At 41.3% G+C, this 25,371-nt stretch carries 9 protein-coding genes; 7 read left to right on the forward strand and 2 right to left on the reverse strand.

Features of this window, described 5'->3' with window-relative positions; translation table 11 throughout:
- Nucleotides 1-5: 5 nt before the first annotated feature.
- Nucleotides 6-13,994, reverse strand: a complete 13,989-nt coding sequence (locus tag H6G32_RS11120) for a type I polyketide synthase (RefSeq protein ID WP_190458069.1) — start codon at nucleotides 13,992-13,994, stop codon at nucleotides 6-8.
- Nucleotides 13,995-15,136: 1,142 nt separating this feature from the next.
- On the opposite strand from H6G32_RS11120, the gene H6G32_RS11125 reads away from it, so the two are divergent.
- The 7 genes from H6G32_RS11125 to H6G32_RS11155 all read left to right on the forward strand — a co-directional run bounded on the left by H6G32_RS11125 (nucleotide 15,137) and on the right by H6G32_RS11155 (nucleotide 22,334).
- On the forward strand, nucleotides 15,137-16,108 hold the full coding sequence (locus H6G32_RS11125; protein WP_242046562.1) for an NAD-dependent epimerase/dehydratase family protein: 972 nt from the start codon (nucleotides 15,137-15,139) through the stop codon (nucleotides 16,106-16,108).
- 24 nt (nucleotides 16,109-16,132) lie between these two features.
- Nucleotides 16,133-17,461: a phthiocerol/phthiodiolone dimycocerosyl transferase family protein gene (locus H6G32_RS11130; RefSeq protein ID WP_190458071.1), complete on the forward strand. Its 1,329-nt coding sequence runs from the start codon at nucleotides 16,133-16,135 to the stop codon at nucleotides 17,459-17,461.
- Nucleotides 17,462-17,583: 122 nt separating this feature from the next.
- On the forward strand, nucleotides 17,584-18,735 hold the full coding sequence (locus H6G32_RS11135; protein WP_242046563.1) for an ABC exporter membrane fusion protein: 1,152 nt from the start codon (nucleotides 17,584-17,586) through the stop codon (nucleotides 18,733-18,735).
- 73 nt (nucleotides 18,736-18,808) lie between these two features.
- Complete coding sequence (locus tag H6G32_RS11140; protein ID WP_190458075.1) at nucleotides 18,809-20,167, forward strand: cytochrome P450; 1,359 nt, start codon at nucleotides 18,809-18,811, stop codon at nucleotides 20,165-20,167.
- Nucleotides 20,168-20,221: 54 nt separating this feature from the next.
- On the forward strand, nucleotides 20,222-21,388 hold the full coding sequence (gene devC / locus H6G32_RS11145; protein WP_190458078.1) for an ABC transporter permease DevC: 1,167 nt from the start codon (nucleotides 20,222-20,224) through the stop codon (nucleotides 21,386-21,388).
- A gap of 368 nt (nucleotides 21,389-21,756) precedes the next feature.
- A complete protein-coding gene (locus H6G32_RS11150; RefSeq protein WP_190458080.1) occupies nucleotides 21,757-22,017 on the forward strand; it encodes an AbrB/MazE/SpoVT family DNA-binding domain-containing protein in 261 nt (86 codons plus the stop codon).
- A complete protein-coding gene (locus tag H6G32_RS11155; protein WP_190458083.1) occupies nucleotides 22,005-22,334 on the forward strand; it encodes a type II toxin-antitoxin system PemK/MazF family toxin in 330 nt (109 codons plus the stop codon). The genes H6G32_RS11150 and H6G32_RS11155 overlap by 13 nt, the downstream gene beginning before the upstream one ends.
- 123 nt (nucleotides 22,335-22,457) lie before the next feature.
- Here H6G32_RS11155 and secA read toward each other — a convergent pair whose 3' ends face one another.
- The gene (gene secA / locus H6G32_RS11160) at nucleotides 22,458-25,250 is read right to left on the reverse strand and encodes a preprotein translocase subunit SecA (RefSeq protein WP_190458085.1); all 2,793 of its coding nucleotides are present in this window, start codon (nucleotides 25,248-25,250) and stop codon (nucleotides 22,458-22,460) included.
- Between the last annotated feature and the right edge of the window lie 121 nt (nucleotides 25,251-25,371).

The raw sequence follows: 25,371 nt of genomic DNA on the forward strand, positions 1-25,371 counted from the left end.
GAAATTTACGTTTGTAAAATAACTTGGCGATCAAGGAAAGTGTGGAGTGGTTTTATAGTGGTAGGTTGATCGTTTTGATTGCTGGGTTTTAACCAATAGTGCTGACGTTGGAAAGGATAAGTCGGCAAAGGAACGCGACAACGTTGAAAGTCAGCATCAAATTGTTCCCAATTGATATCTATGCCTTGGGTATACAGTTTTCCAGCAGAAGACAACAGAGTTTGCCAACAGGATTTATCCTCTCGACGTAGGGAAGGTAATAGCTGTAAGTTCTGCTTTTGCGGCAGCTTACTAGCCATTCCACACAAAATCGGATGAGCGCCAATTTCTAGAAATACTTGATATTGCTGTGTTTGTAAGTATTCCATTCCCTTAGCAAATTGAACGGGACGAAGAATTTGCTCGCACCAATACCGAGCATCCATCACCTGTTTTATCGGTTCGCCATTTAAATTCGATAGGAGTTGAATTTTTGGTGCTTGCCACTTGACAGTTTCAGCTTTAATCGCAAATTCTTCTAGCATTGGCTCCATCAAAACTGAGTGAAATCCTTGGCTAACTGCTAACGAATGTACCGATATTCCCGCAGCTTGGAGTTGCGAGCAAGCTTTTGTAATAGCTTCTTGCGAACCAGAAATAACCGTGTTTTGGGGTCCGTTAAGAGCGGCAATATCAATTTGGCTGGTGTAAGATAACACTTGCTCAACAGAAGCAAACACTGCTGCCATTGCTCCATTACTTGGTAATGCCTGCATGAGTTTGCCCCGATATGCAACTAAGCGCAGCCCTTCTTCTAGGCTCATTACAGAAGCAACCGTTGCAGCGACATATTCACCCAAACTATGCCCCATCACCACATCTGGTTTAACTCCCCACGACTGCCATAATTCGTAAAGTGCATACTCGATCACGAACAGTCCAACTTGGGTATAGCTGGTTTGTTGTAGTAGCTGTTGTTGTTGACCGAATAATACTTCTAATAAGGGTTGTTCTAATTCACCCTCTAAAATGGCTGCACATTGATCTACCACTTTTCGGAAGGTAGGTTGAGTTAGGTAAAGTTGCTTGCCCATTTCGGCGTACTGGCTGCCTTGACCTGTGAATAGGAAGCAAATTTTGGGACGGGACTCGATTTGTCCGGTGTGGAGATTAGCTGCTGTTTGCCCTTGGTGATAAGTATGCAGGGTATTAGCTAGCTCATGTTGACTGGATGTTATGACACAGAGACGGCGCGGTAGATGTGCCCTTCCTGTGTTGGCACTGAAACAGATATCAGCTAATTTTTGACCGGGATGATTAGCTAGATGTTGGCTAAATTTATCAGCAAGTTGTTGTAAAGCGGTTTCATTTTTGGCACTGAGTGTGAGAATGTGAATTGGGCGATCGCCACTATTTTCTATCGCTGGTACTTCTGGTGCTTCTTGAACAATTACATGGACATTGGCACCACCCATGCCAAAAGCACTTAAACCCGCTCTTCTAGGACTCTCATCAGCTTTCCAGTCTCGCAGACGGTCATTGACATAAAATGGAGTTTGTTCAAAATTAATATTGGGATTAATTTCCGTAACGTGTAATGTTGGTGGTATCTGTTTGGCTTTCATCGCCAACAAGATTTTGAACAGTCCTGCCATACCCGCAGCTGGTTCTAAGTGACCAATATTAGACTTGACAGAACCAATGGCACAAAATTGTTGGCGTTGGGTATCTGCGCTGAAAGCTTGTACTAGTCCTTGAACTTCGATGGGATCGCCAAGGGAAGTTGCTGTACCGTGAGCTTCGATATAAGAAATATCATCTGCACTGACATTTGCATCCTTGAGGGCTCGTTGAATCAAACGCGCTTGGGCTGATGAATTTGGCACGGTAAGACCGCTAGCTCGACCACCATGATTAGTAGCACTACCTAAAATCAGTCCCCAAATAAAATCGCGATCGCGCAATGCTTTGGATAAAGGTTTGAGTATAAAGACTCCCGCACCCTCACCTGGAACGTAACCGTCAGCTTGACGATCAAATGTACGACAACGTCCTTCGGGTGATACTGCTCCCAAACGACTTAGGGCTTGGTAGTAGCCCAGGGACATTCCTGCATGTACTCCACCGACGATGGCTTGTTCGCACTCGCCCCGACGCAAGCTTTGTACTCCCAGATGTAATGCAACAAGGGAGGAAGAACATAGAGTATCTATTGTCAGGGAAGGACCGCGCCAACCAAAGAAGTAGGATAAACGATTGGCAAGAATGGCATTACTATTACCCAAACTAGCGTAAGCGTCACCATGAAGATAGGGAACATTTTCCCGCGAATAATGGCTATAAGTAGCACCGATAAACACACCTGTTTCTGTATCGGCTAGCTTCTTGCCTCCATATCCAGCAATCTCTAGAGTTTCCCACACTAATTCCAACATGATTCGCTGTTGCGGATCCATCGCTTCTGCTTCTCGCGGAGAAATGCGGAACAACAACGGGTCAAATTGTTCTAAGTTTTTGAGAAACGCACCCCATTTGCTGTAGCTTGTGCCTTCAGCTTGGGGGTTAGGGTTGTAGTATTTATTAACGTCCCAACGTTCGGCGGGTACTTCTGTGACTGCATCGTGTCCTTGACGGAGAAGTTCCCAAAAGCTTTGTAAATCGCTAGCATCAGGGAACCGTCCGCTCATGCCAATTACGGCTATAGGTTCGCTGTTAAAGGTAGAATGTGCCCAATTTGTCTCTATCTGAGATTTGCTGGCAGTATTTTCGACTGCTTTTGGTATCTGAACGTTAGCTGTTGGCTGTGGTATTGATTGCTTAAAGTTCAACAAATTACTGTATCGGTTTACTAGCCCTTGGCTTAAGTCTTTAATATTGGCGTAGTCAAAGAAAAGTGTTTTGGGAAGAGAGGTTTGGGTTTGATCTTCCAGGATGGCCACCAATTTTAGAGCCGTTACCGAATCAATACCCATTTCTAAAAAGGGTTGTTGAACATCAATTCGATGTGGCGGAATTTCTAGATTTTTACTGAGGATTTCTACTATAAATTCCTCGACTTCAACAGCAGTATTATGGTGTTGTTGATTTAGGTGATCCTGATTTTGCAACTGGGGTTTTTCATCTTGGTCAAATTTGGCGATCGCTACCTGAGCTTTGTTTAAAGTCATTACCAGTTGTAAATGAGCCAAAGCAGTAGGAGTAGTCAGAGCAGCCAAGCCGCGCTGTTGTGCAGACTCTAGCAAATGTTGACCCATGCCAGTTTCTGCCCACAAACCCCAATTAATACTTAAAGTTGGCAACCCTTGGGCATGACGCCACTGGGCAAAACTATCTAAATAGCAATTGGCCGCGGCATAATCTGCTTGTCCAATATTCCCAGTCAACGCCGCCACTGAAGAAAATAACACCATCAACACTGGTGATTGCTGTTGGCTGCTGAGGCTGTGTAACAACCAAGTGCCGTATACCTTCGGCTGTAACACCTGGGCTAGTGTTGACTTTGACTTGGAACGTAACAACCCATCAAGAGTAATCCCTGCGGTGTGGAAAATTCCGTCTATTTGTCCGTATTCACTGTTGATATTGGCAAATAAACGTGACATCGAGATCAAATCAGCTACATCCGCTTGTGCAATTTCCAGTTTGCTACCCAGGGCGACAATTTTTTGCAGTTGATGAATTTTAATACTGGTGGGGTCATCCTGGGGATGTGTCTGTAACCATTGTCTCCACTCTTCTGTTGCTGGGAAGGAAGAACGTACACTCAAAATTACAGTCACTGGTGCAAGTTGTGCTAACCAATGGGCAACTGATAAGCCAATCCCCCCTAATCCCCCCGTGATTAAATACACGCCATTTTCCTGGGGCTGCCACGGAGAATTGCCAACATGATCAACTGGTGCTAAAACTCGTCGCCAGCGTTGTCCGTTGTTGTAGGCAATTTCTGCTGCTGTAATTGGGCTGGTTAATTCTTGCTGTAATTGTGTAACTAACTCTTTTAAATCAGTTTGGTTGTCAATTTGCACTTCTATGGCTTGGGTTTGCAGTTGCGGCATTTCCCAGGCGATGGTTTTCAGTAATCCCCAACTGGTTGCTGCTTCTGGATTTTGGATCTGACTGGGTGTTTGGCTGTTGGCTGTGACTAAACGCAGATTTAAGCCTTTGGGTAGGTATTTTTCTTCTACTAGAGCCAATATGAGTGCGTGTAAGCTGCGTAAGCCACGCTCTAGTCCTTGTTCCAGGGTCACTAGGCTATGCTGGTCGCCCTTAGCCGTTGCTGTCCAGAGATGGACGATTTGTTGTACTTGTTGTTGTTGGATGATTTTGGCTAGTTGTTGCCAGTGTTGGGGCTGTTGGGGGTTGAGGGTGTAATGTTGGTTTTGATTTGTAAATTGCTGGCCGCCAGAGACAGTGAGAATCTTGATCCCCCTTTGAGCCAGGCTATGGGCGAGGCTTTGGCCAATACTTTGTGGTTCGATGAACAGTAACCAAGGCTGTTGGATGTTGACTTGTTGGTTTGTATTGATGGGGCTGGTTTCCCATCTGTTTTCATGGAGTAATGATTCTGATTTTTCGACATTGCTTGTTGGGGATGGTTGGAGTGTGACAACATCAAGATGATTTTCTTGTATCCAACAATGTTGTCGTTCAAAGGCATAAGTGGGTAGTGCTACTCGCTGTCTAATCAAACCTGCGTTGAAAGCATTCCAGTCTACCTCGACACCCAAGCAGTACAAATTAGTAAGTGCTGATAAGAGTTCAATATAGTCATTCTCAAGCAAACTCAAGGCTTGATGATCTTTATTTTCTATCCCTGCTGCGAGATGCGGCAGTATTTTTTCAGTAAATAAACTGTCCTGACACCACCGATGTATTAATGATTGAGCGGAATCTGGCAATTGGCATAATTTTTCGATAATTTGGGCAAGGGCTGTTGGCGAGACAATGCTATCGGTAAAAATCAACTTTTGCTCTAAATGCGATCGCTCTTTCTCTCTCACAAAAATATCTAATTTTTCCAGCAGTTGATGTTTGGAACTGACAACCACAGCTAACCGATGGCGGAAATGGGTTCTACCAGTGTTGGCGGTAAAGCAGATATCTCGCCAGTCAGTTTCGGTATCTGCTTTGAGGAAGTTAATATAGGATACTGCCTGATTGTGCAAAGCCTCGGCACTACGGGCGGACAAGGTGAAAATAGATGCGGATTGGTCTTGTGCTGGTCGTGAGAGGTTGATTTTTGGTGGTGACTGCAGGATTACATGGGCGTTTGCCCCACCCATGCCAAAAGCACTAACGGCTGCATACTTCTTACCACTGGCGGGTTTCCAAGGGCGCAATTTGTCGTTGATATAAAAAGGCGTTGTTTCCAACTCTAGATAGGGGTTAGGTTCTTGAACATGCAGGGTCGGTGGAATGTAACCCCGATCCATTGCCAGCAGCACTTTCACCAAACCTGCTAATCCGGAAGCGGGTTCCAAGTGTCCAATATTACTTTTTACAGCACCAATGGCACAGTAGCCGTGTTTGTTGGTGTGGGTGCGAAATGCCTCTGTTAAGCCTTGAATTTCAATCGGATCTCCCAAGGCAGTACCAGTACCGTGAGTTTCTACGTAGCTAATTTGCTCTGGACTGACACCACTGCGCTGATAAGCATCAAGAATTAAATCCGCTTGGGCGCGGGGATTAGGTGCAGATAAACCATTAGAATAACCGTTGTGGTTTATAGCCGAACCCTTAATTACACCATAAATTTTATCGTGGGCAGCCAATGCATCCCCTAGAGGTTTGAGAGCGATCGCCACAACTCCTTCACTGCTGACAAAACCATTGGCATGATGGTCAAATGTTTTACAGCGTCCATCACTCGCTTGTGCCCTACCACCACTTAACCCAACGTAATATTGTGGGTCTAGTAAAATATTTACTCCCCCAACTAAGGCCATTTGACATTCTTTTTGTCGTAGGCTTTGACATGCTAAATGTAAAGCAACCAAAGAAGAAGAACACAAAGTATCGACAAACAGGGACGGCCCCTGAAAGTTCATAAAATAAGAGAAGCGATTGGGAATTAGGGCAAGGGAGTTACCTAATAAAGCGGCAAAATCACCTCTTAGTTGTTTCCTGCTATCGCTATTAATGTAGGAAGAGTTGGTACATCCCACAAAGACACCTGTTTTTGAACCTTTTAACTGAGTGTTACCATAGCCCGCATGTTCCAAAGCCTCCCAAGCAACTTCCATAAATAGTCGTTGTTGCGGGTCAATTTTTTGAGCTTCTGCGGGATTAATATGGAAAAACAACGGGTCAAATTGGTCTATTTGACTGAGAAAACCACCCCACTTACTATAAGATTTTCCTTGAGTTCCCGGTTGGCTATTGTAGTGGTTTTTCCAAGACCAACGACTTTGGGGGATCTCTGCGATCGCATCAATACCTTGGGAAAGTAATTTCCAAAATTCCTCAATTGAATCAGCACCGGGAAAACGCCCAGCCATACCGACAATAGCAATATCTGTATTGGATGCATCATCTGTTTCGGGGACAGTTACCCTCAGTGAGGTAATGGTTTGAGCATCAATCAATATTTGTGATTCCTCTGTTGCCGCTGATTGTGGTATATCCTGGTTGTAAACAGCTTCTAGCGATTGCGGCTCTGTTTCTAACAAGTATTTGGTTAGGGCTGCAACCGTTGGGTGTTCAAACACAACCGTTGGACTAAATGCACTGAGGTTGAGTCTTTGCTTCAATTTACTGACAGTTTCTACTGCCATGAGGGAATCTACACCCTGATCCACCAAGTGACGATATAAGTCTACCTGTGTCGCTTCTACACCTAGTACCTGTGCTAAAACTTCGACTATGAGGTTACTTAACCATGAAGCTAATCCTGTAGTTGTAACTTGAGGAAAAGCAGTTATATTTTTTACATTATCTAATTTTTGAGGTTGAGAATTTTGCTTGACAGGAGTAATTGGAGACAATTTTTCTGTCAGTCTTGCCAGTATTAAACTTTGACCAATCAGCCCTAATTGCTTATTCTCATGAGGAAAAGTACAAACATCCCCAAAACCTTGAGCTTGGAGAACACTACACCACTGTTGCGGTAGTAGTAAAGGCATTTCTTGGCGGAAATCATTACCTTGAAATAGCCACCACCCTTTGGTTAAACCAAAAGTCAAATCTAACCAACGCTGGGGTTGGGTAAGTTCTATTAAAACTAAGACACCGTTGGGTTGGAGTAAACGCCCCACATTGGCGAGGGTAGTTGTTAAATTGCTAGTGGCGTGCAGTACGTTAGCCGCAATAATTATGTCAAAACTACCGCCCTCAAAACCTTGTACATCAAAAGGTTTTTCAATATCCAAACGTGCATATTGTACAAATGGATATTTGGCAAACTTACCCTTGGCAGCAGTGAGAAAGATATCGGAATAATCTGTAAACCAATATTCAACTTGACCAACAGGTAAAGTAGTTAATACTTCAGTAGTTGTACCGCCAGTTCCTGCACCTATTTCCAAAATGCGTAGGCGTTGTTTGTTAGGGGAATTATTGATGATTTGTTGTACGGCACTGCTGGCTGATTTATTGTAAAATTGGGCAACAGGACTGCGCTCATATAAATCTGTGAGGGTTTCCATTGAACCATCGGGAAACAAAACTTGTAATGCTTCAACTTTCCCCGCCAATATATCTGCTAAACAGTCACCACAACGCTGTATTAATTGCAATTGCGCCCTATCTTGAGGATAACGGGCGATCAGTTCAGCGCTGAAATTCTCTGTTAAGGTATTGGTAAAAGATTGTTTGGCAATGTAGATATTACCTTGTGATTCCAATAGCCCATCTGTTACCAGCATCTTCAAGAAACGTTGCATGATTGGCTGGTAATGGGGCTGAATATTTCCTGCTTGATAAATTTTCTCTAAGGTTTGCTGTGAGCCTGCTTGCGGGAATAATTGCCACTGTGCTAGTAATTTTTGGCAATAATAGATAGCAAGGTTGTCTATAGCTTGGAATTTCTCTGGATCAACCAGTGCAGAAGTATTGGGGTTATTTTCAATTTCCGCTTGAACTTGTTTTAATAACTGCTGCCATGGATCAAAAGAAGCAGTTTTACTTGCGGTTATTGCTTCAGTTTTTGTCGATATCAGCTTTGTTTGCTGGGGTGACAGTTTCACAATACCCACTTGATTCTGTTGCATTGCCAAGGCTTGGGCAAAAGCCCAGATACCCTCACTATTGGTAATCGATTCAATTCCCTTTTGTTGCAACAACTCACGATATCGTGGCGTTGCGACGACTCCTGTTTCTCCCCAGAAACCCCAATTGATTGACATTGCAGGTAAACCGCAAACTTGCCGTCGATAGTGTGCAAGTGAGTCCATAAAAGCATTTGCGGCCACATGATTAGCTTGCCCTGGGGAACCAAAGATCGCTGCCATGGAGGAAAAAAGAATGAAGAAATCAAGGGGTTCCTTTGCCAGCAAGCGGTGTAAAATCCAAGCACCTTGGACTTTGGGACGTAACACCATTTCAAAGGTGGCAATGTCCATATTGGTCAATGTCCGGTCTTCCAGTACACCTGCACAATGAACCACGCCATGCAAAACACCATATTTTTCCTTGATGTCCCTAATTACCGCTAATATTTGCGTTTCATTGGCAACATCACCAACTATTGGGTAGACTTCTGTTCCCGTTGCACGTAGCAATAAAATGTTCTGGATTTTTTTGACTATTGAGTCATTAACATCGTTTTGTTTTAGTATCGTCTGCCATTCGGCTTCTTTTGGCAAAGCAGAACGATTCATTAAAATGAGTTTGGTTTTACCACCAGTTGCTAGATACTTGGCGACTTCCATACCCAATCCACTTTGCCCGCCTGTAATTAGGTAAACTCCATCTTGGCGAGGTGTCCAAGGGGATTTGGTGCTGGTGTCACTTGATAAATGAGTCAGATAGCTAACCCAACGTTGTTGGTTGCGATAGGCTACCTCTGGAGCGGAAGTAACGCAGGTATGTAATTCATCCCAGATTATCGCCGCTAAGGTTTCGCTAGTATTACCGGCAAATTCTAAATCTATGCAGCGCGTACTAATCGCAGGCAATTCTTTTGATACAACTTTAGCTATGCCTAATAAACAAGACTTATCGGGTGCAAAATGCGGGCTAGTATGATTAACACTTTGGGCATCTGTAGAAACAACCCATAATTCTAATGGCTGTGGAAATAACTTAGCGATCGCTTGCGTTAAATATAATAAGCTATAGGTTCTCAGTTTTAGATTTACTTCGATTTCCGTGACAGTTAGCTCCTCAAAATCAGGAGCGGTGCAACTCCAAAGATGAAAAATACCTTTGATATCGCCGTAGTCACTGCGAATTGATGTTAATAGGCGAACGTAATCTTCACTCGACTCAGGATTAATAATATACTTATGCTGGCCAAGTGCCTGAAACTCTTTACCAGGTTTGACGTGCAAGTAACTATTACCTTGAGATGTCAATTTTTGGCTTAGGGTATTACCAATATTTAATTCATCTACAAAAATTATCCATGTTCCTTGTGGTAGGGGGCGTAATTCTCCCTTTGGTTGTTTCACCCACTGAACTTGATAAAACCAATCCTGAGTAGTTTGAGCAGATATAGCTTGTTCAAAACTATGGGTATTCGCCACTTGTTTCGCACAAACTTGATTGAGTGTTGCCAAAACAAGACCATTTTCATCAAATAGAACAATATCGGCAACTAAAATATCTGAGTTATCTTGATGTTGTTCAGACAGGCTAGTCCAACACCACAAACGTGGGGGTAATTTCTCAAATACTTGAATTTGTTGAATACAATAAGGCAAATAAGGACGTTGTGCTTTGTTACCTTTAGCAAATTTCAATCTGGCAATGGTCTGTAAAGCTCCATCAACAAGGGCTGGGTGGAAGATATAGTTATCTATATCTGACCAAGGTTTAGGTAATTCCAAAAGCGCCAGTACGCTACGATCAGCAGTGTAAATTTCTTTTAGAGGTTGCAGTTCTAGTCCATAAACCATCCCTAAAGAATTAAAATCTGCATATAGTTCTTGGACAGGGAAAGACGAGTTATGCTGACGCTTTAGGTTGCTAATGTCTACTTTTTCTGTGGATTTTGGTTGCGTTATAGGTGTTACTACACCACAGGTGTGTTGCGTCCATTTGCGCTCTTTTTTATTATTACTAACTATTCGGAAATGAGTTACTTGATTTTCTGGTTCGAGGAGAGTTTGTACTAATACCTCAGCATCATCAGCAACTGCTAAAGGCTTGGAAATAACAATATCGTCTAAGGTAAACTTAATATTACCTTGTGCATGCTTTTGTGCTGCTAGCACCATTTCTAAATATCCAGCTAAGGGAAATATGTTCTTTCCCAAAATTTGATGCGATCGCAATAACCAATTCTCTGCCAATGTCAGTCGCTTTTGGTAACAAAGTGTCTGCGAATTGACCAAATTTGCCCCTATTGCTACCTGTTCGTCGATGAGGGGATGAAGTTGGGTGACAGCAGGTGTTAATTTGGTAAATTGATTTTTGGCTTCATACCAATAACGCTGACGTTGGAAAGAATATGGGGGTAAAGGAGTGCGAAAAGATTTTTCTATAGATGAGATAAATGGCGCTTCTTGAATAATTACATGGACATTAGTACCTCCAAAACCAAAGGAATTTATAGCTGCAATACGCGGTTGCGAATCAGTTTCCCAAGGTAAACATGTCTGAGGAATATCAAAAGCAGGATGTTTCTGAATGTAGGAATTGAGATTTTGGAAATGTAGATTTGCAGGTATTTTCTTTTGTTGTAAAGAAAGAATGACTTTAATTAGAGAAGCGATACCAGCAGCAGATTCCAAATGTCCAATATTTGTTTTTACAGAAGCGACAAAGCATTTGCGATCGCTTTCACGATTTTGACCGAGGACTGTCTGTATCGAGTGCATTTCAATTGGATCACCCAAAGGAGTCCCCGTACCATGAGCTTCGACATAGCTGATTTCTCTGGGTTCAACACCAGCTCGCTTCAGAGCTTGCTGCATCACGGCTTGTTGTGCTAGGCCATTGGGTGCAGTAATTCCATTCGATTTACCATCTTGATTCGCTGCGCTTCCTCGCACTAATGCCAATATGCGATCGCCATCTCGGATTGCATCCGATAATCGCTTCAGAATCACCACACCACACCCTTCCGAGCGCACGTAGCCATCAGCCTGAGAATCGAAAGTCCGGCAACGTCCTGTAGGGGACATCATACCGGCCTTGGAAAAGTTAATCGTCAATTGTGGCGACAAAATCACGTTAACACCACCAACAATCGCCATTTCACATTCTTGGGAACGCAGACTTTGACAAGCCAAATGTAAAGAAAACAAGGATGAAGAGCAAGCCGTATCAACAGCTACACTTGGCCCTTTGAGATCAAAGGTATAGGAAAGACGATTGGCTGTTATGGAATGGGCGTTACCAATTGCCAAATAAGCATCTATTTCTGAGACATCGTACAACTGCGCTAAAGAGTAATCCTGAGTAGAAATGCCAACATAAACTCCTGTTTGACTACCTGCAATTTGCTCCGGTGTCACTCCAGCATTTTCCAAGGCTTTCCAAGTTACTTCTAGTAATAATCTTTGTTGTGGGTCTACACGTGTAGCTTCACGCCGAGAAAAACCAAAGAAAACAGCGTCAAATTCATCAAGACGGTCAATAAAACCACCCCACTTGGTATTCATTTTCCCAGGTATTCCGGGTGTAGAGTCGTAATAACTATTTATATCCCAGCGGTCTGCTGGAACTTCTGTAATTGCATCCATACCTTGGCTTAACAAATGCCAAAATGCTTCCGTATCTTCTGCACCAGGGAAACGACAAGCCATTCCCACTACTGCGATTGCCTCTGGGTTAGTTTCTGCGGTCGGATTTTCTGAGACTGAAGTAGAGCTGTCTTGAGAAGTATTTTCGGTTAGATGCAGGGACAGAGCTTCAATGTTGGGATAATCCCAGATAATTGTTGGGGAAATAGGTCTTTGTAACCAAGCCTCGAGTTCTCCGGTAAGATTTACTGAATCTATCGAAGATAGACCAAAACGTGTAAACGGTTGAGTTATATTAATTTGCTGGAGTTCTATATGCAGTCGTTTAGCTATTTGTTCGGCCAGCCAAGTTTCAATAGCTAATTGTTGGGTTGATTTTGCTGGGGATCTAGTATCTTCAGAAGTTTTGGCATTTTCCAGAACAGGACTTAGCCAAACACCCACAACTGAGAGTTGATTTTCTAGAAACTGCTTTTTAGTTTCCCTACGCATAATCTTACCACTGGAAGTTTTAGGAATACTACCCGGTTTGATAATAATAATTGCGTGGGTTTGCAGTTCGTGAGTTTCTGCGATCGCTTGACGAATGTTACCGATAACTTCATCTAGATCCGGTTTTTGGTGAAAATCTAATTCTTGGACAACCACAAGACACTCTTGTCCGTTGGTATCAACAAAAAAAGCAGCACTACCCCCAGCCCGTAGAGAAGAATGACTGGATTCCACAGTCAATTCAATATCTTGGGGATAATGGTTGCGACCCCCAATGATAATTATGTCCTTTAAACGTCCCGTCACGAAAAGCTCGCCATTATGCATCAACCCCAAATCCCCAGTGCGGAGAAACGGACCTTCACCAGTATCAGCAAGATAAGCAGCAAAAGTTGTAGTGGTTTCATCTACGCGGTTCCAATACCCCTTAGCAACGCTAGGACTCTTAAACCAAATTTCTCCGACTTCATTGGGTGGGCAAGTTCTGAAATTTTCGGGGTTCGCAATAACTATTTTTTGGTCTAAAATTTCACCCCCACAACCCACTAAGGTGTAAACCTTAGCCTTGTTACTGTAATCGGCAACGACAATCCGATTTTTTTCTAAACTATCTTTGTCAACATCAATATAAATTGGCAATTCATCTCTATTACCACCCGATACAAATAGAGTCCCCTCAGCAAGTCCGTAACAAGGGTAAAAGGCTTGTTTGTTAAACCCACAAGCACTAAAGGTTTTTGTGAATGCTTCTATTGTTTCTTTACGCACTGGTTCAGCACCAGACCCAGCATTTTTCCAACAGCTTAAATCCAATTCTACAAGCTCTTGTTCTGTAATTTTTTCGCTACAAAGTTGATAGGCAAAATTTGGTGCAACACTAGTCGTACCGCGAAAGCGAGAAATTGCCTGCAACCACCGCAAAGGCTTTTGTAAAAACGCCGTCGGTGACATAAATACGCAAGGCATCCCTACATACAATGGCTGCAACATCCCACCAATTAAGCCCATGTCATGAAAGGCTGGTAGCCAGGAAATAAAGCAATCTGTAGGAGAATGACCCCAAGCAACTCTAATTATTTCTGAGTTATGTAACAAATTACCATGAGTAACGATAACACCCTTGGAATTACCTGTAGAACCAGAAGTATATTGCAAAAATGCAACTGTTTCTTTATCTGTCTCAGCATAATGCCATTGAGTACTAAGTGAGTCAGAAATTTCATCAACAGCAACCCACTGTAAATGCTGCAAGTCAACATTCTGCATCACTATCTGTCGTACCGTCACCATAGTATTTGCATCTGTCAATACAACAGTGGCAGATGTATCTACAACAATAGAAAGCAGTCTAGGCATGCCTCTATTTTTCCTAGGTGGATAAGCCGGAACAGCAATTATTCCCGCGTAAAGACAAGCGAAAAATGCAACAAGAAACTCTATCCCGGCAGGAAACATTAATAGAACGCGATCGCCTCGATTGCAAATAGTTAATAAATGAGCAGCAACGGCACGTGCGCGTTCTTCAAGCCCTGCGTAAGTTATGCTTTCTGATGGATTTACTCCATCTCTTAAAAAAGTATGTGTTATCTTATCTGGTTCAGATTGCGCTCGAAATTTTAATAATTCAATCCAATTTTTAAAATCCTTTGGTTCTTTATCTAATAAGTCTAAAAACATATTTTTTATTTATGGTGTTTTTTTTTGAAAAAGAATAATGCCAAAAAAAAATTCAATTCTGTCAATAAAGCTTGATTGGTATTTTGACACTTTTTTAGCCCCAACCTAGGCAGACTTAGCTTTGTAAATAGCAACTATATTAATATATAAACCTCACCTTCTTCACCCAAAGCTAGCTAATTTTGTTAGTTAATTTGAGCATTCTAGATACCAATATTGAAATCGGCGCTTTCTTCACCTACCTAACCCACCTATAGTTTGAGTGGTAAAGTCTGCGCCACCTATAATTTGACCAGCTTGTTCATAGGTTCAGATATTGAAACTACAGATTCAGCGATTCTAGTTATGTGTTTTCTAAATTAAAGCTTTTATTCTCCTATGAATATAAATAGGAAGAAACGAAAAAGCCAACTATGTTAAGAAAAGTAAATATCCCTAATAAAGCTGTCAGGAGCTAAAAGCATCTGAAAGCATCACTGTTCTTGGATTGTGTTCCTTCTTGAAGAATTAATTTTGTTTCCTATGTAATTTCTTTATAGCACGACAATACCATATCACATAAGATTCAAGTATGAATTCAGTGTAAAAAAATAGCCAAGTTCAGAACTTTAGATAAATTCAGGTAAGTTAAGTTTCATGTAGCTAGATAGTTGATCACTATTTACCTACTGCAAGGCTAAAAACTCTTATTTTAAAAGGGTTCCAGCTTTACCGAAAATCATTGTTGTGGGACTGCCTACGATATTATAAGGGTTCAAGGCTTAATTAAGATCAAACAAAATTTTTAATTTTTTTTTAAAAAATAATTGTAAATCTAACCTTTCGTGTAAAATCAAGAACTAGCACAGAAATTGAAATTATGCATAATTTACACATCAGCCTAATATGAGTTAAAAAAACAGGCAGGAGAAGTAAGAAGATGAAAGCTAACACACATTTGGGTATAAAAAATAGTTGGCTGAGTAAAAAATATTTCTCACCGTACACAAGTTATTACTAATATTAGGTCTTAAACATGACAAAGGACATAGTTATTTTAGCAAAAACGCTACCTCTGTTTGGTGTGTTTCCAAAGGACACGTTTTAAACGCAACTTAACATCAAATACGTATAAATCTAATAAAACAGACATTGTTGATATTATGATGCGAGTTTTTGTTACTGGTGGCAACGGCTTTTTAGGTTCATCCGTGGTACGTACTCTTGTAGATAAAGGATATAAAGTACGCTGTCTTTTACGTTCTACAAGCAACACATCTCGCATTGATGGGCTACCCATTGAACGAGTATTAGGTGACATTCATGACCTGTCTTCAGTCGAAGCGGGAATGATTGACTGTGATGCTGTCATTCACTTGGCCGGCATCTCTGACTGGAAAGAAGTAACCTCCTCCAGAATGCATGAATCAATTGTTGTTGGCACCCAGAATGTTCTTAACACTGCTGTCAAGCTCGAACAGCGGCGTTTTGTCTACATTAGTACAATTTCTGCCGTGAATGGGACTAATAGACCAGTTTTGCAAAATGAGGATACACCATGTACCTTAAACTTGAATCAATTTGCCTTCGTTAAGGCTAAACGCGAGGCTGAAGCACTATGCTTCAATGCAGCATCCCTAGGTGCTTCTGCAATTGTTGTTTGTCCTCCAGAAACCTTTGGTCCTAATGATATTGATTTGATTACTTCTCAGAATCTCATCAACTGGTATAAACAGTTAAATGTATTAGTGTCAAAAGGAGGAGTTTCTGTGGGTTACGTAGATGATGTAGCAGTAGGTATAGTCGCTGCTTTGGAAAGAGGTAGACCGGGTAATCGCTATATATTGGGTGGGGAAAACGTGACTGTAAAACAAATCGCAGCACTAATGTTCGACATTTTGGGGGAAAAACGAAATATTATTGAAATCCCAAATCCGATTATCAATTTGGTAACAAAGGTAGCTTGCTCTTTACACATACCACTTCCATATAATCCAGAGGTAGTACCCTATGCAACGCGATTCTGGTTTATGGATAATTCAAAGACTGTGAAAGAACTGGGAGTCAGTTTCCGTTCCGTACGAGAAGCTTTGATTCCAACGCTGGCTTGGTTAAAAGAAAAACATTTTATTTAATTGAATAATATTGTCGCTAACAGGATGAATAGAGAATTAGGCATATCAGAAAAAATTGTTTGGCTTCTCAGTGAAGCTGGTTGTAATAACTTTGTTATCGTCAGTAAAATTAATGGGTTTATCTCGGAAACTGTTTTGCACCAAGCACTGGTGCTGTTACAGAAAAAACATCCGATTTTAAATGTAAAAATTGAGTTAGGCGGAACCACTCCTCTATTTGTTTCTAATGGTACTCCCCATATTCCATTACGTGTCATCAATCTCACAAGTGCTGATGATTGGATTGAACAAGCAAATAGCGAAATGAATCTTCCCTTTTGCTGTGAGCAAGGGCCATTAGTGAGATTGGTATGGTTAAAGTCCTCACAAGAAAATTTTATTCTTGTGACTTTTCACCACGTTATTGGAGATGCTATAGCAGGTACTTACTTTCTTCGAGATTTGTTATACATATCAAATCATTTAATGACTGAAGGTACTGTAACAAGTCAAATACCTTTACCCCAAAGACCTCCAAGTGAAGAGCTAATTCCCACTAATCTACAGGGAATAAAAGGTGCATTTAATGCTCTGGGAGGAGGACTACGCCAAGGTTTAATGTTTACCAAACAACCAAAGAAAATCCCTCCAGATCAGGATGTTCCACCGAAAGAAGTACAGACTCGTGTGATTCACCGAAGATTATCGCCAGAAATCACACAATTGATGGTAGAACGTTCTCGGAAAGAAAGGACATCTGTTCATGGTTTAATTTGTGCCATTATCCTAAAAGCCATAGCACGTAAACTCCAAGGCAAAAATCATGAATCAGTCAATTTGGGTTGCTTCTCTACGGTCAACTTACGTAATCTGCTAACGCCTAATATTGGAGAAGAAATTGGCTTATACGCCTCTGGAATTTCCACATTTCATCAAGTTTGTATTGATACTCCTGTTTGGGATTTAGCCAGAGAAGTTAAAACAGACCTTTCTCGACTACTAGAAAAAGGTGAGGCGTTTGCAACATTGATGCTACAAAAAAATCTATTACGCCAACGTCTCACTCCTCTACAAATAGCGCAACAAGCCAATCGATTTTTCCTATCTGCAACTTGCGTAACTAATTTAGGGGTAGTCAATATTCCGCAAAACTATGGTGCTTTAGAATTAGAAGAACTACATTTTTGTGTTGCGGGAAATGCCTTTCCTGGAGGTGGTATTGGGATTGCAGCAACAACTTTCAACGGTCAAGCAACATTGAATTTTCTATTTGGTAAACCTCTCATGACTCCCGAAAATGCTGTAGTTATAGTTCATGATACTCTAGACTTGTTAAGTCAGGCAATCGGTACAGATAAAATCACAGGAGAATAATCTGGAAGATTTTTGATTATGCAACGATGGAGATTACATAAGTTGCTAAAATACGGAGAATTCCAGAAAACAAAAGTTAATTTGCAGAATCTTCAATGCTTGAAAATTTGAGTAATAGATTTTTGAAACGATCCTCAGCCAAGACAATAATTACTGTTGCTAGTTTTTTATCTTTATCTTGTCTAATTATCGGCGTTTACAAGTTTTTCGCCAATACTGACAACACTCAACAAGCTTCTCAATTAGTTCAAAATACTAAACCTAACAAAAGAAACTTAATTGCTGCTCTCGGTCGTGTCGAACCTCAAGGAGAAGTGATTATTGTCGGTGGGCCAATTGGAGAACGTGTGGGTAAAATGCTTGTCCATGAAGGTCAGGAAGTGAAACAAAATAGCATTCTTACCTATTTAGAAAGCTACCCAGAAAGATTTGCGGAAAAAGAAGTTGCTGCTAGCCAAGTCAATGAAGCTCGTATTCGTTTAAAGACTGAGACAAAGCTTGGTAAAGCTGGAATTGAAGAAGCGCGATCGCGTCTTGAACAAGTCAAGTTACCCCAATATTTAGAAATCGGAGCACAACAAGCAAACGTTAAACGCCTAGAATTGGAATTGAAAACTGCAAAAACGACTTTAGCACGCTTCCAAAATCTCAAGAATGAAGGAGCGATTTCTCAACAGACTTTAGATGAGAGACTGCTTTCTTTTAACAGTAAGCAAGAAGAAGTTAATTCTGCCAAAGCAACATTATCAAGGCTCATTCAAGAACGTCAGGCAAATTTATTAAACGTACAAACTCAAATACAATCTGCACAAGCGAATCTAGAACGTTCCCAAAGTCAAGTTTTGCTAAAGTCTTCCTTGCAACAATTTAATCTGGCTCAAGCACGTTTAGAACGGACAATTACTCGCGCACCAAAAAGCGGTCAAATCCTGAAAATTATTGCTCGTGGAGGAGAAAGTATTACCCAAGACGGAATTTTACAAATAGGTGATACGCAACAAATGTATATTGTAGCCGAAGTGTATGAAACCGATATTGCAGAACTGCGTGTTGGTCAACGTGCTCACATTACAAGCAGTATTTTTCCACAAAAATTGCAGGGAATTGTCGATAAAATTGGTTTACAAATTGGTAAAAAAGATATTTTAGCAACCGATCCGGCTGCACAAGTTGATTCCAGAGTTGTCGAGGTAAAAATCCGTCTCGATCAAGAAGATAGTAAGCTTGTAGCTGGGTTAACTAATTTACGGGTAACTGTAAAGATTGATATTTAGAATAGTTATATGTTATATAGTGAAATCATCACACTGGCGCTAGTAATTCACATCAGAGGGAATTTCAAGATTAATGAATATTAAATATGCCAAAAAGCCCATACCGGAACTACAAGCACGAGGTTATTTAGGACATTTCCCAGAATTTAGAGATAATCCGCTTCAGTTTTTGGGCAATCTCAACAGAGAATGCGGTGATATTGCTAAATTCCGGATGGGGCCAATGTATTTTTACTACGTTAATCATCCTGACTACATTAAACATATCCTGATTACAAACCGAAAAAACTATCACCGTGATCGTAAATTTTTAGCCGAAGGGATACCAATTTTAGGTCGAGGATTGCTAACGACGGATGCTGAGGAGTGGGAACGGTTACGTCGCATCGCACAACCAGTATTTCATGCCAATCAAATGGCAAAGTATGCATCAATGATTTCAGAAGTTGCGACAAATTCGCTCAAACGTTGGGAAGTTTCAGCTAATAAAGGTCAACCCTTGAATATCGCTGATGAAATCTTACGTTTGACGTTGGATGTCGTAGCTCCAACTCTCTTTGGTATCAATGTTACAGATGAGTGGCAGAGTTTTATTAATTCGGTCAATATTATACAAGCAGAAGGAGCGAAACGTCTTGTTACACCAGTGACTCTACCTCTATGGATACCAACAAGATCCAACATCAAAGCAAATATTGCTCTACGAAATATAGACAACACTGTTTTTGGAATGATAGCAAAATATCGCCAGCAGCAGAAAGCCCAGCATAACTTAATGAATGCTCTAATTCAAGCCCGTGACGAAGAAACCGGTGACTCCCTAACAGACCAAGAAATTAGAGATCAAGTTGTTACACTTTTGACTGCAGGTTATGAAACTACTGCAAGTATCCTAGCTTGGCTATTTTTACTTTTATCGCAACACCCAGAAGTAGAACAAAAACTGCGGTACGAAATAGAAATAGTACTGAAAAATCAATCGCCTACTTATGAATATATTTCCAGTATGAAATATTTACGGATGGTAATTCAGGAATCTTTGCGTCTGTACCCACCTATTTGGATATTTGCACGCACCCCTATTCAATCGGATGATTTAGGAGATTATGAGATTCCCGCCAATACAGTCGTTTATATTAGCCCTCTTATGGTTCAGCGCCATCCTAAATTTTGGCAATCTCCAGAAGATTTTAAACCAGAACGTTTTGAAGTTACAGAACCTACACATTCTGAGTTAGCCTACATTCCATTTGGGACTGGCGTACGCTCTTGTATTGGTAGAAATTTTGCTATCATGATGATGCAATTTATAGTCATAAAAGTATTACAAACATATCGCTTGCATTTAGTGCAAAATCAGCATATTAAACCTCAGTTTGATATTACATTACACTCTCATAATGGAATTTATATGAACCTAGAAAAAATCTGAATATTCAAAATATATTCATCAATTAGAAAATATTTATATAAGGATGTCAAGTAAATGTCTAAAAGAATACCTTTAGCATGGCTCCAATTAATGAGCAAAAAAAATAGGTTACTGGTAGTATTGGCTGGCATTGCATTTTCAACTCTTTTAATCTTTATGCAATTGGGATTTCAAGTAGCCCTTTATGATAGTGCAACTGAAATACATAAAAAATTTCATGCCGACCTAATTCTCACTCATCCTCGTGTTGAGAATTTGATAGATGTAACCTACAGACTACATTTTCCTAATCGTCGCCTTTATCAAGCTCTTAGTATTGATGGTGTAGAATCAGCAAATTCGTTATATGTACGTTTTGCTGATTGGAAAAATCCCAGTCAGTCTAACAATCGTGCCATATTAATTTTTAGCTTCGATCCGGAGGACACCATTTTTGATATACCGGATATAAATGCAAGTTTGGATAAAATTAAACTACCTGATGTTGTACTATTTGATAGATTATCTAGATGGGAATTTGGTTCTGTTGTTTCAAATTTTGAGCAGGGTCAAGAAGTTTCTACTGAAGTTAATAATCGCAAAATTACCGTCGTTGGTTTATTTAGTTTAGGAGGGTCTATTTTTTCGGCTGATGGAATTTTAATGACTAGCGATTTAAATTTTATTCGATTATTCAATGAAAATTTGCAAAACGTTAGCTTAGGTTTAGTTAATATTAAGCCCAATGCCAATGTTCAGGTAGTTAAAGAAAATTTAATTAAAGAATTACCTCAAGATGTAAAAGTGCTAACCCATAAGGAGTTTATAGAACTGGAAAAGAAATATTGGGCTAACAGTTCGACTATTGGATATATTTTTTCACTAGGTGCAATGATGGGTTTTATCGTTGGTGCTGTTATTGTATATCAAATTCTTTACACCGATGTAACTGAACACTTAGCTCAGTATGCAACATTAAAGGCAATAGGTTACACACAAAATTATTTATTAAGCCTAGTTTTACAAGAAGCTTTGATTTTAGCAGTTTTAGGTTATATTCCTGGATTTTTAATCTCAAGTATTTTGTATGAACTAACTAAAAATGCATCTCGTTTACCTATGAATATGGATCTTAATAGAGCATTATTTGTATTCATCCTAACATTTCTTATGTGCCTAATTTCTGGTGCTATTGCAATGTTAAAACTTCGAGATGCTGACCCAGCAGATATTTTTAATTAGATGCCTCCCTTAGATGAAGTTTGGCGACTTTACCTCAGACGCTTTACCATTGACCATTGGTATCGATTTCTGAAACAACGCTTGCATTGGACACTGCCTAAAATTGGGAAAAATATTAATCCAGGGATAAGTAGAGCAACGTAAATAATTAAAGGTTTTAGGAAGCTACGCGAAAGTGCCTTCGTGGTTCATTTCTTTTCTTCTCATCTTATCATAAAATAAAGAAGCAGAAAAACCTCTCTGCGCCTCTGCGTGAAAAAAATCTTACACAATCTCAGAACTTTGCACCGTTGCTTGAGGCTTTCAACTTGACTACTATTATCTTTGTAATTACAATGTAAATACTGTCTGATCCTCAATCACATAAAATGGGTACAGCTATTAAAACCAGAATAGTAAAAATTGGCAATTCTCAGGGACTTCGTATCCCCAAAACCCTGTTAGAACAAAGCGGTATTAACTCAGAAGTAGAAATTGAAGTTCACGGGAATCATCTCATTATTCGCCCAGTTGAACAAATAAGGCTTGGTTGGGACAAAGCATTTGCAGCAATGGCAGAAAAACACGATGATGTTGTATTAGATGATGTGAATACAACAGAATGGGATCAGATTGAATGGCAATGGTAGTCAACCGATTTGATGTTTTTCTAATTAATCTTGACCCTACCATTGGTAGTGAAATTCAAAAAACACGCCCCTGTGTAGTGATTTCACCAAACGAGATGAACAACCATATTGCTACCGTTATTGTTGCACCAATGACAACAAAAGGGCAAACATATCCTACAAGGATAACTTGTCAATTTCAAGGACAAGATGGACAAATTGTACTTGACCAAATTCGCACAGTAGATAAAACTCGATTAGTCAAATTTCTTGGTCAAATTACTGAAGATGAACAAAAAGCAGTTCTTGATATTTTGGCTGAAATGTTTGCTGAATGATTAACCTCAACTCTCAAAACAAAGACGCAGAAAGCGACTCTCTGCGCCTCTGCGTGACGCCAGTTGCTACAACGCGGGGAACCCGCACAACGCACAGGCTCCTCTGCGTGAAATCTTCCCTTCTTACACCATCTCAGACGAAGTTTGCACCACCGGCTGGGGCTGAGGCTGGAACATAAACAGCGAATAAACCACGTCACGGCGGATATTCACCATCATATCCAAGAACAACTCATAACCCTCGCTCTTATACTCAATCAGCGGGTCTTTTTGACCGTAACCACGTAACCCCACCGACTCACGCAAAGCGTCCATTTGTTGCAAGTGTTCCCGCCACAAAGTATCAATGCGTTGCAAGATAAAGAAACGTTCAGCTTGGCGCATTAGTCCCGGCTGAATTTGGTCTATTTGCGCTTCCTTCATGTCGTAAGCAATTCGCACTTGTTCATGGAGGAAAGCTTTTAACTCACTGACACCCATATCTTCTAATTGACTGGGTTGCAAGTCCGCTAACAAATAAACAAACTCTTTGACTTTCTCCACCAACTTATCTAATTCCCACTCTTCCGAGGGCAATTCTGGGTTGATGTAGAAATCAACGATGTCATCCATCGTTTTTTCGGCGTACTTGATTACCTGTTCTTTTAAGTCGTAACCTTCTAGTACCCGACGGCGTTCGGCGTAGATGGCGCGGCGTTGATTGTTCATTACCTCGTCATACTCAAACACCTGTTTACGGATGTCGTAGTAATAGGTTTCAACTTTTTTCTGTGCGCCTTCTAAACTGCGGGTGAGCATTCCTGACTCAATGGGCATATCTTCCTCTACTTGGAAGGCGTTCATTAAGCCAGCGACGCGATCGCCTCCAAAGATCCGCAATAGGTTATCCTCTAAACTGAGGAAGAATCTTGTCGAACCTGGGTCACCCTGCCTTCCCGCCCTTCCCCGCAACTGGTTATCAATCCGGCGCGATTCGTGGCGTTCTGTACCAATTACGTGCAAACCACCCAGTCCTACAACCTCTTCATGTTCGCGGACGGTGAATTCTTCATATTCCTGCTTAACGCGGTTGTAAGCTTCTCGCAATCTCTTGATTACAGGGTCATCTGTTGGCGCTTTTTCGGCCGCTACAGCTACTTTATCTTCTGCTTCTAGTTCTGGTAAATTGCGATCGCCATATTCCTTGACCGCAACTTCCACCGCATCTTTCAAAAGCTGTTCTGTCTCTTTTGTCAACTCCCTGGGGAAAATTTCTGGTGAAGCCCGCCAAGTTTTCACTTTCTTACCAGGGACAAAGCCTTGGCCCCCACCATGTCCACCAGGTAATCCGCTGGCTTTTTGGATACCAAAGGTATCTTCATCATCTGGTCTGACAATTCGCGGCATAAAGTATTCCCGCAGCTTCAGACGCGCCATATACTCGGAGTTACCACCAAGGATAATGTCCGTCCCGCGACCAGCCATGTTAGTCGCAATGGTCACAGCCCCCCGGCGTCCTGCTTGGGCGACAATTTCTGCTTCCCGTTCCACATTTTCCGGTCGGGCGTTCAGCAACTCGTGGGGAATCTCCATCTCTTTCAACAGTCGGCTGAGATATTCCGATTTCTCAACGCTGGTGGTTCCCACGAGTACAGGTCTGCCGAGTTCGTGCATTTCGCCACATTCACCTGCGATCGCTCTCCACTTACCCGGTTCCGTCTTAAACACCATATCAGACCAGTCTTGGCGGTTTCTCACCCGGTTGGTGGGAATCACCGCCACTTCTAGTTTGTATATTTTTTCAAACTCTGGTTCTTCCGTCTTCGCCGTTCCCGTCATTCCCCCCAATTTGGGATACAGCAAAAACAGGTTTTGATAAGTAATCGTCGCTAGAGTTTGGGTTTCTGGCTGAATTTCTACATGTTCTTTAGCTTCAATAGCTTGGTGCAGTCCATCACTCCAACGCCTCCCCGGTAGCACCCGACCGGTGAATTCATCCACAATTACCACTTCCCCATTGCGGACAATATAGTTTACGTCCTTGAGGAATAATTCTTTAGCTTTAATCGCATTAAAAACAAAGTGCGCCCACGGATCTTCTGGGTCAAATAAATCTGTCACACCCAAAAGATTTTCCGCTTCCGCAAAGCCTTCATCTGTCAAAAGAACGTTACGAGCTTTCTCGTCTACATCGTAATGTTCCTCAGGCTTGAGTGTAAAAGCGATTTCCGCAGCTTGCAGATATTTTTCTGTCGGTCTTTCCACCTGACCAGAAATAATCAGCGGTGTCCGGGCTTCATCAATTAAAATTGAGTCAACCTCGTCAATTACGCAGTAATTAAACGGGCGTTGCACCACATCCGCCATTGATGTCGCCATGTTATCCCGCAGATAGTCAAAGCCTATCTCGCTGTTGGTAACATAAGTAATATCGCACTCATAGTTTTTCTGGCGTTCACTGGGAGTCATGCTAGCTTGGATTAGCCCCACGCTTAAACCCAAGAAGCGATGCACCTGCCCCATCCATTCCGCGTCCCGTCGAGCTAGGTAATCGTTAACGGTAATGACGTGGACACCTTTACCAGTTAGAGCATTTAAATAACTCGGTAAGGTAGCGACTAAGGTTTTACCCTCACCGGTTTTCATTTCGGCAATTTGCCCAGAGTTGAGGATCACCCCACCTAAGAGTTGAACATCAAAGTGCCGCAACCCTAAAACTCGCTTTCCTGCTTCCCGGACTACCGCAAAAGCTTCTGGCAAGATGTCATTCAGCGGCTCACCTTTAGCAAGGCGTTGTTTAAACTCTGCGGTTTTACCTTTTAAATCCTCGTCAGAGAGAGCTTGAATATCTTCCTCTAAAAGGTTAATTTCCGTAATGTACGGTTGATATTTCTTTAGTTTACGAGCGTTGGGATCGCCCAACAAAAGTTTTAGCATGGCAAGTTATAGAACTGAATCAAGGGGGATGGAAATTAAAGGTTCGGCATTTGATTAAAAACATTTGACCCAGCACAACTGTCTAGGTTGTGGATGGGTATGAAATGAAAATTAACTCAAA

The organism is Cylindrospermum sp. FACHB-282 (assembly GCF_014697195.1).
Classification (GTDB): domain Bacteria; phylum Cyanobacteriota; class Cyanobacteriia; order Cyanobacteriales; family Nostocaceae; genus Cylindrospermum.

Bases quoted from the DNA above. Each gene is read 5' to 3' on its own strand.
- H6G32_RS11120 (WP_190458069.1), bottom strand. From the start codon at position 13,994: ATGTTTTTAGACTTATTAGATAAAGAACCAAAGGATTTTAAAAATTGG.
- H6G32_RS11125 (WP_242046562.1), top strand. From the start codon at position 15,137: ATGATGCGAGTTTTTGTTACTGGTGGCAACGGCTTTTTAGGTTCATCC.
- H6G32_RS11130 (WP_190458071.1), top strand. From the start codon at position 16,133: ATGAATAGAGAATTAGGCATATCAGAAAAAATTGTTTGGCTTCTCAGT.
- H6G32_RS11140 (WP_190458075.1), top strand. From the start codon at position 18,809: ATGAATATTAAATATGCCAAAAAGCCCATACCGGAACTACAAGCACGA.
- devC (WP_190458078.1), top strand. From the start codon at position 20,222: ATGTCTAAAAGAATACCTTTAGCATGGCTCCAATTAATGAGCAAAAAA.
- H6G32_RS11150 (WP_190458080.1), top strand. From the start codon at position 21,757: ATGGGTACAGCTATTAAAACCAGAATAGTAAAAATTGGCAATTCTCAG.
- H6G32_RS11155 (WP_190458083.1), top strand. From the start codon at position 22,005: ATGGCAATGGTAGTCAACCGATTTGATGTTTTTCTAATTAATCTTGAC.
- secA (WP_190458085.1), bottom strand. From the start codon at position 25,250: ATGCTAAAACTTTTGTTGGGCGATCCCAACGCTCGTAAACTAAAGAAA.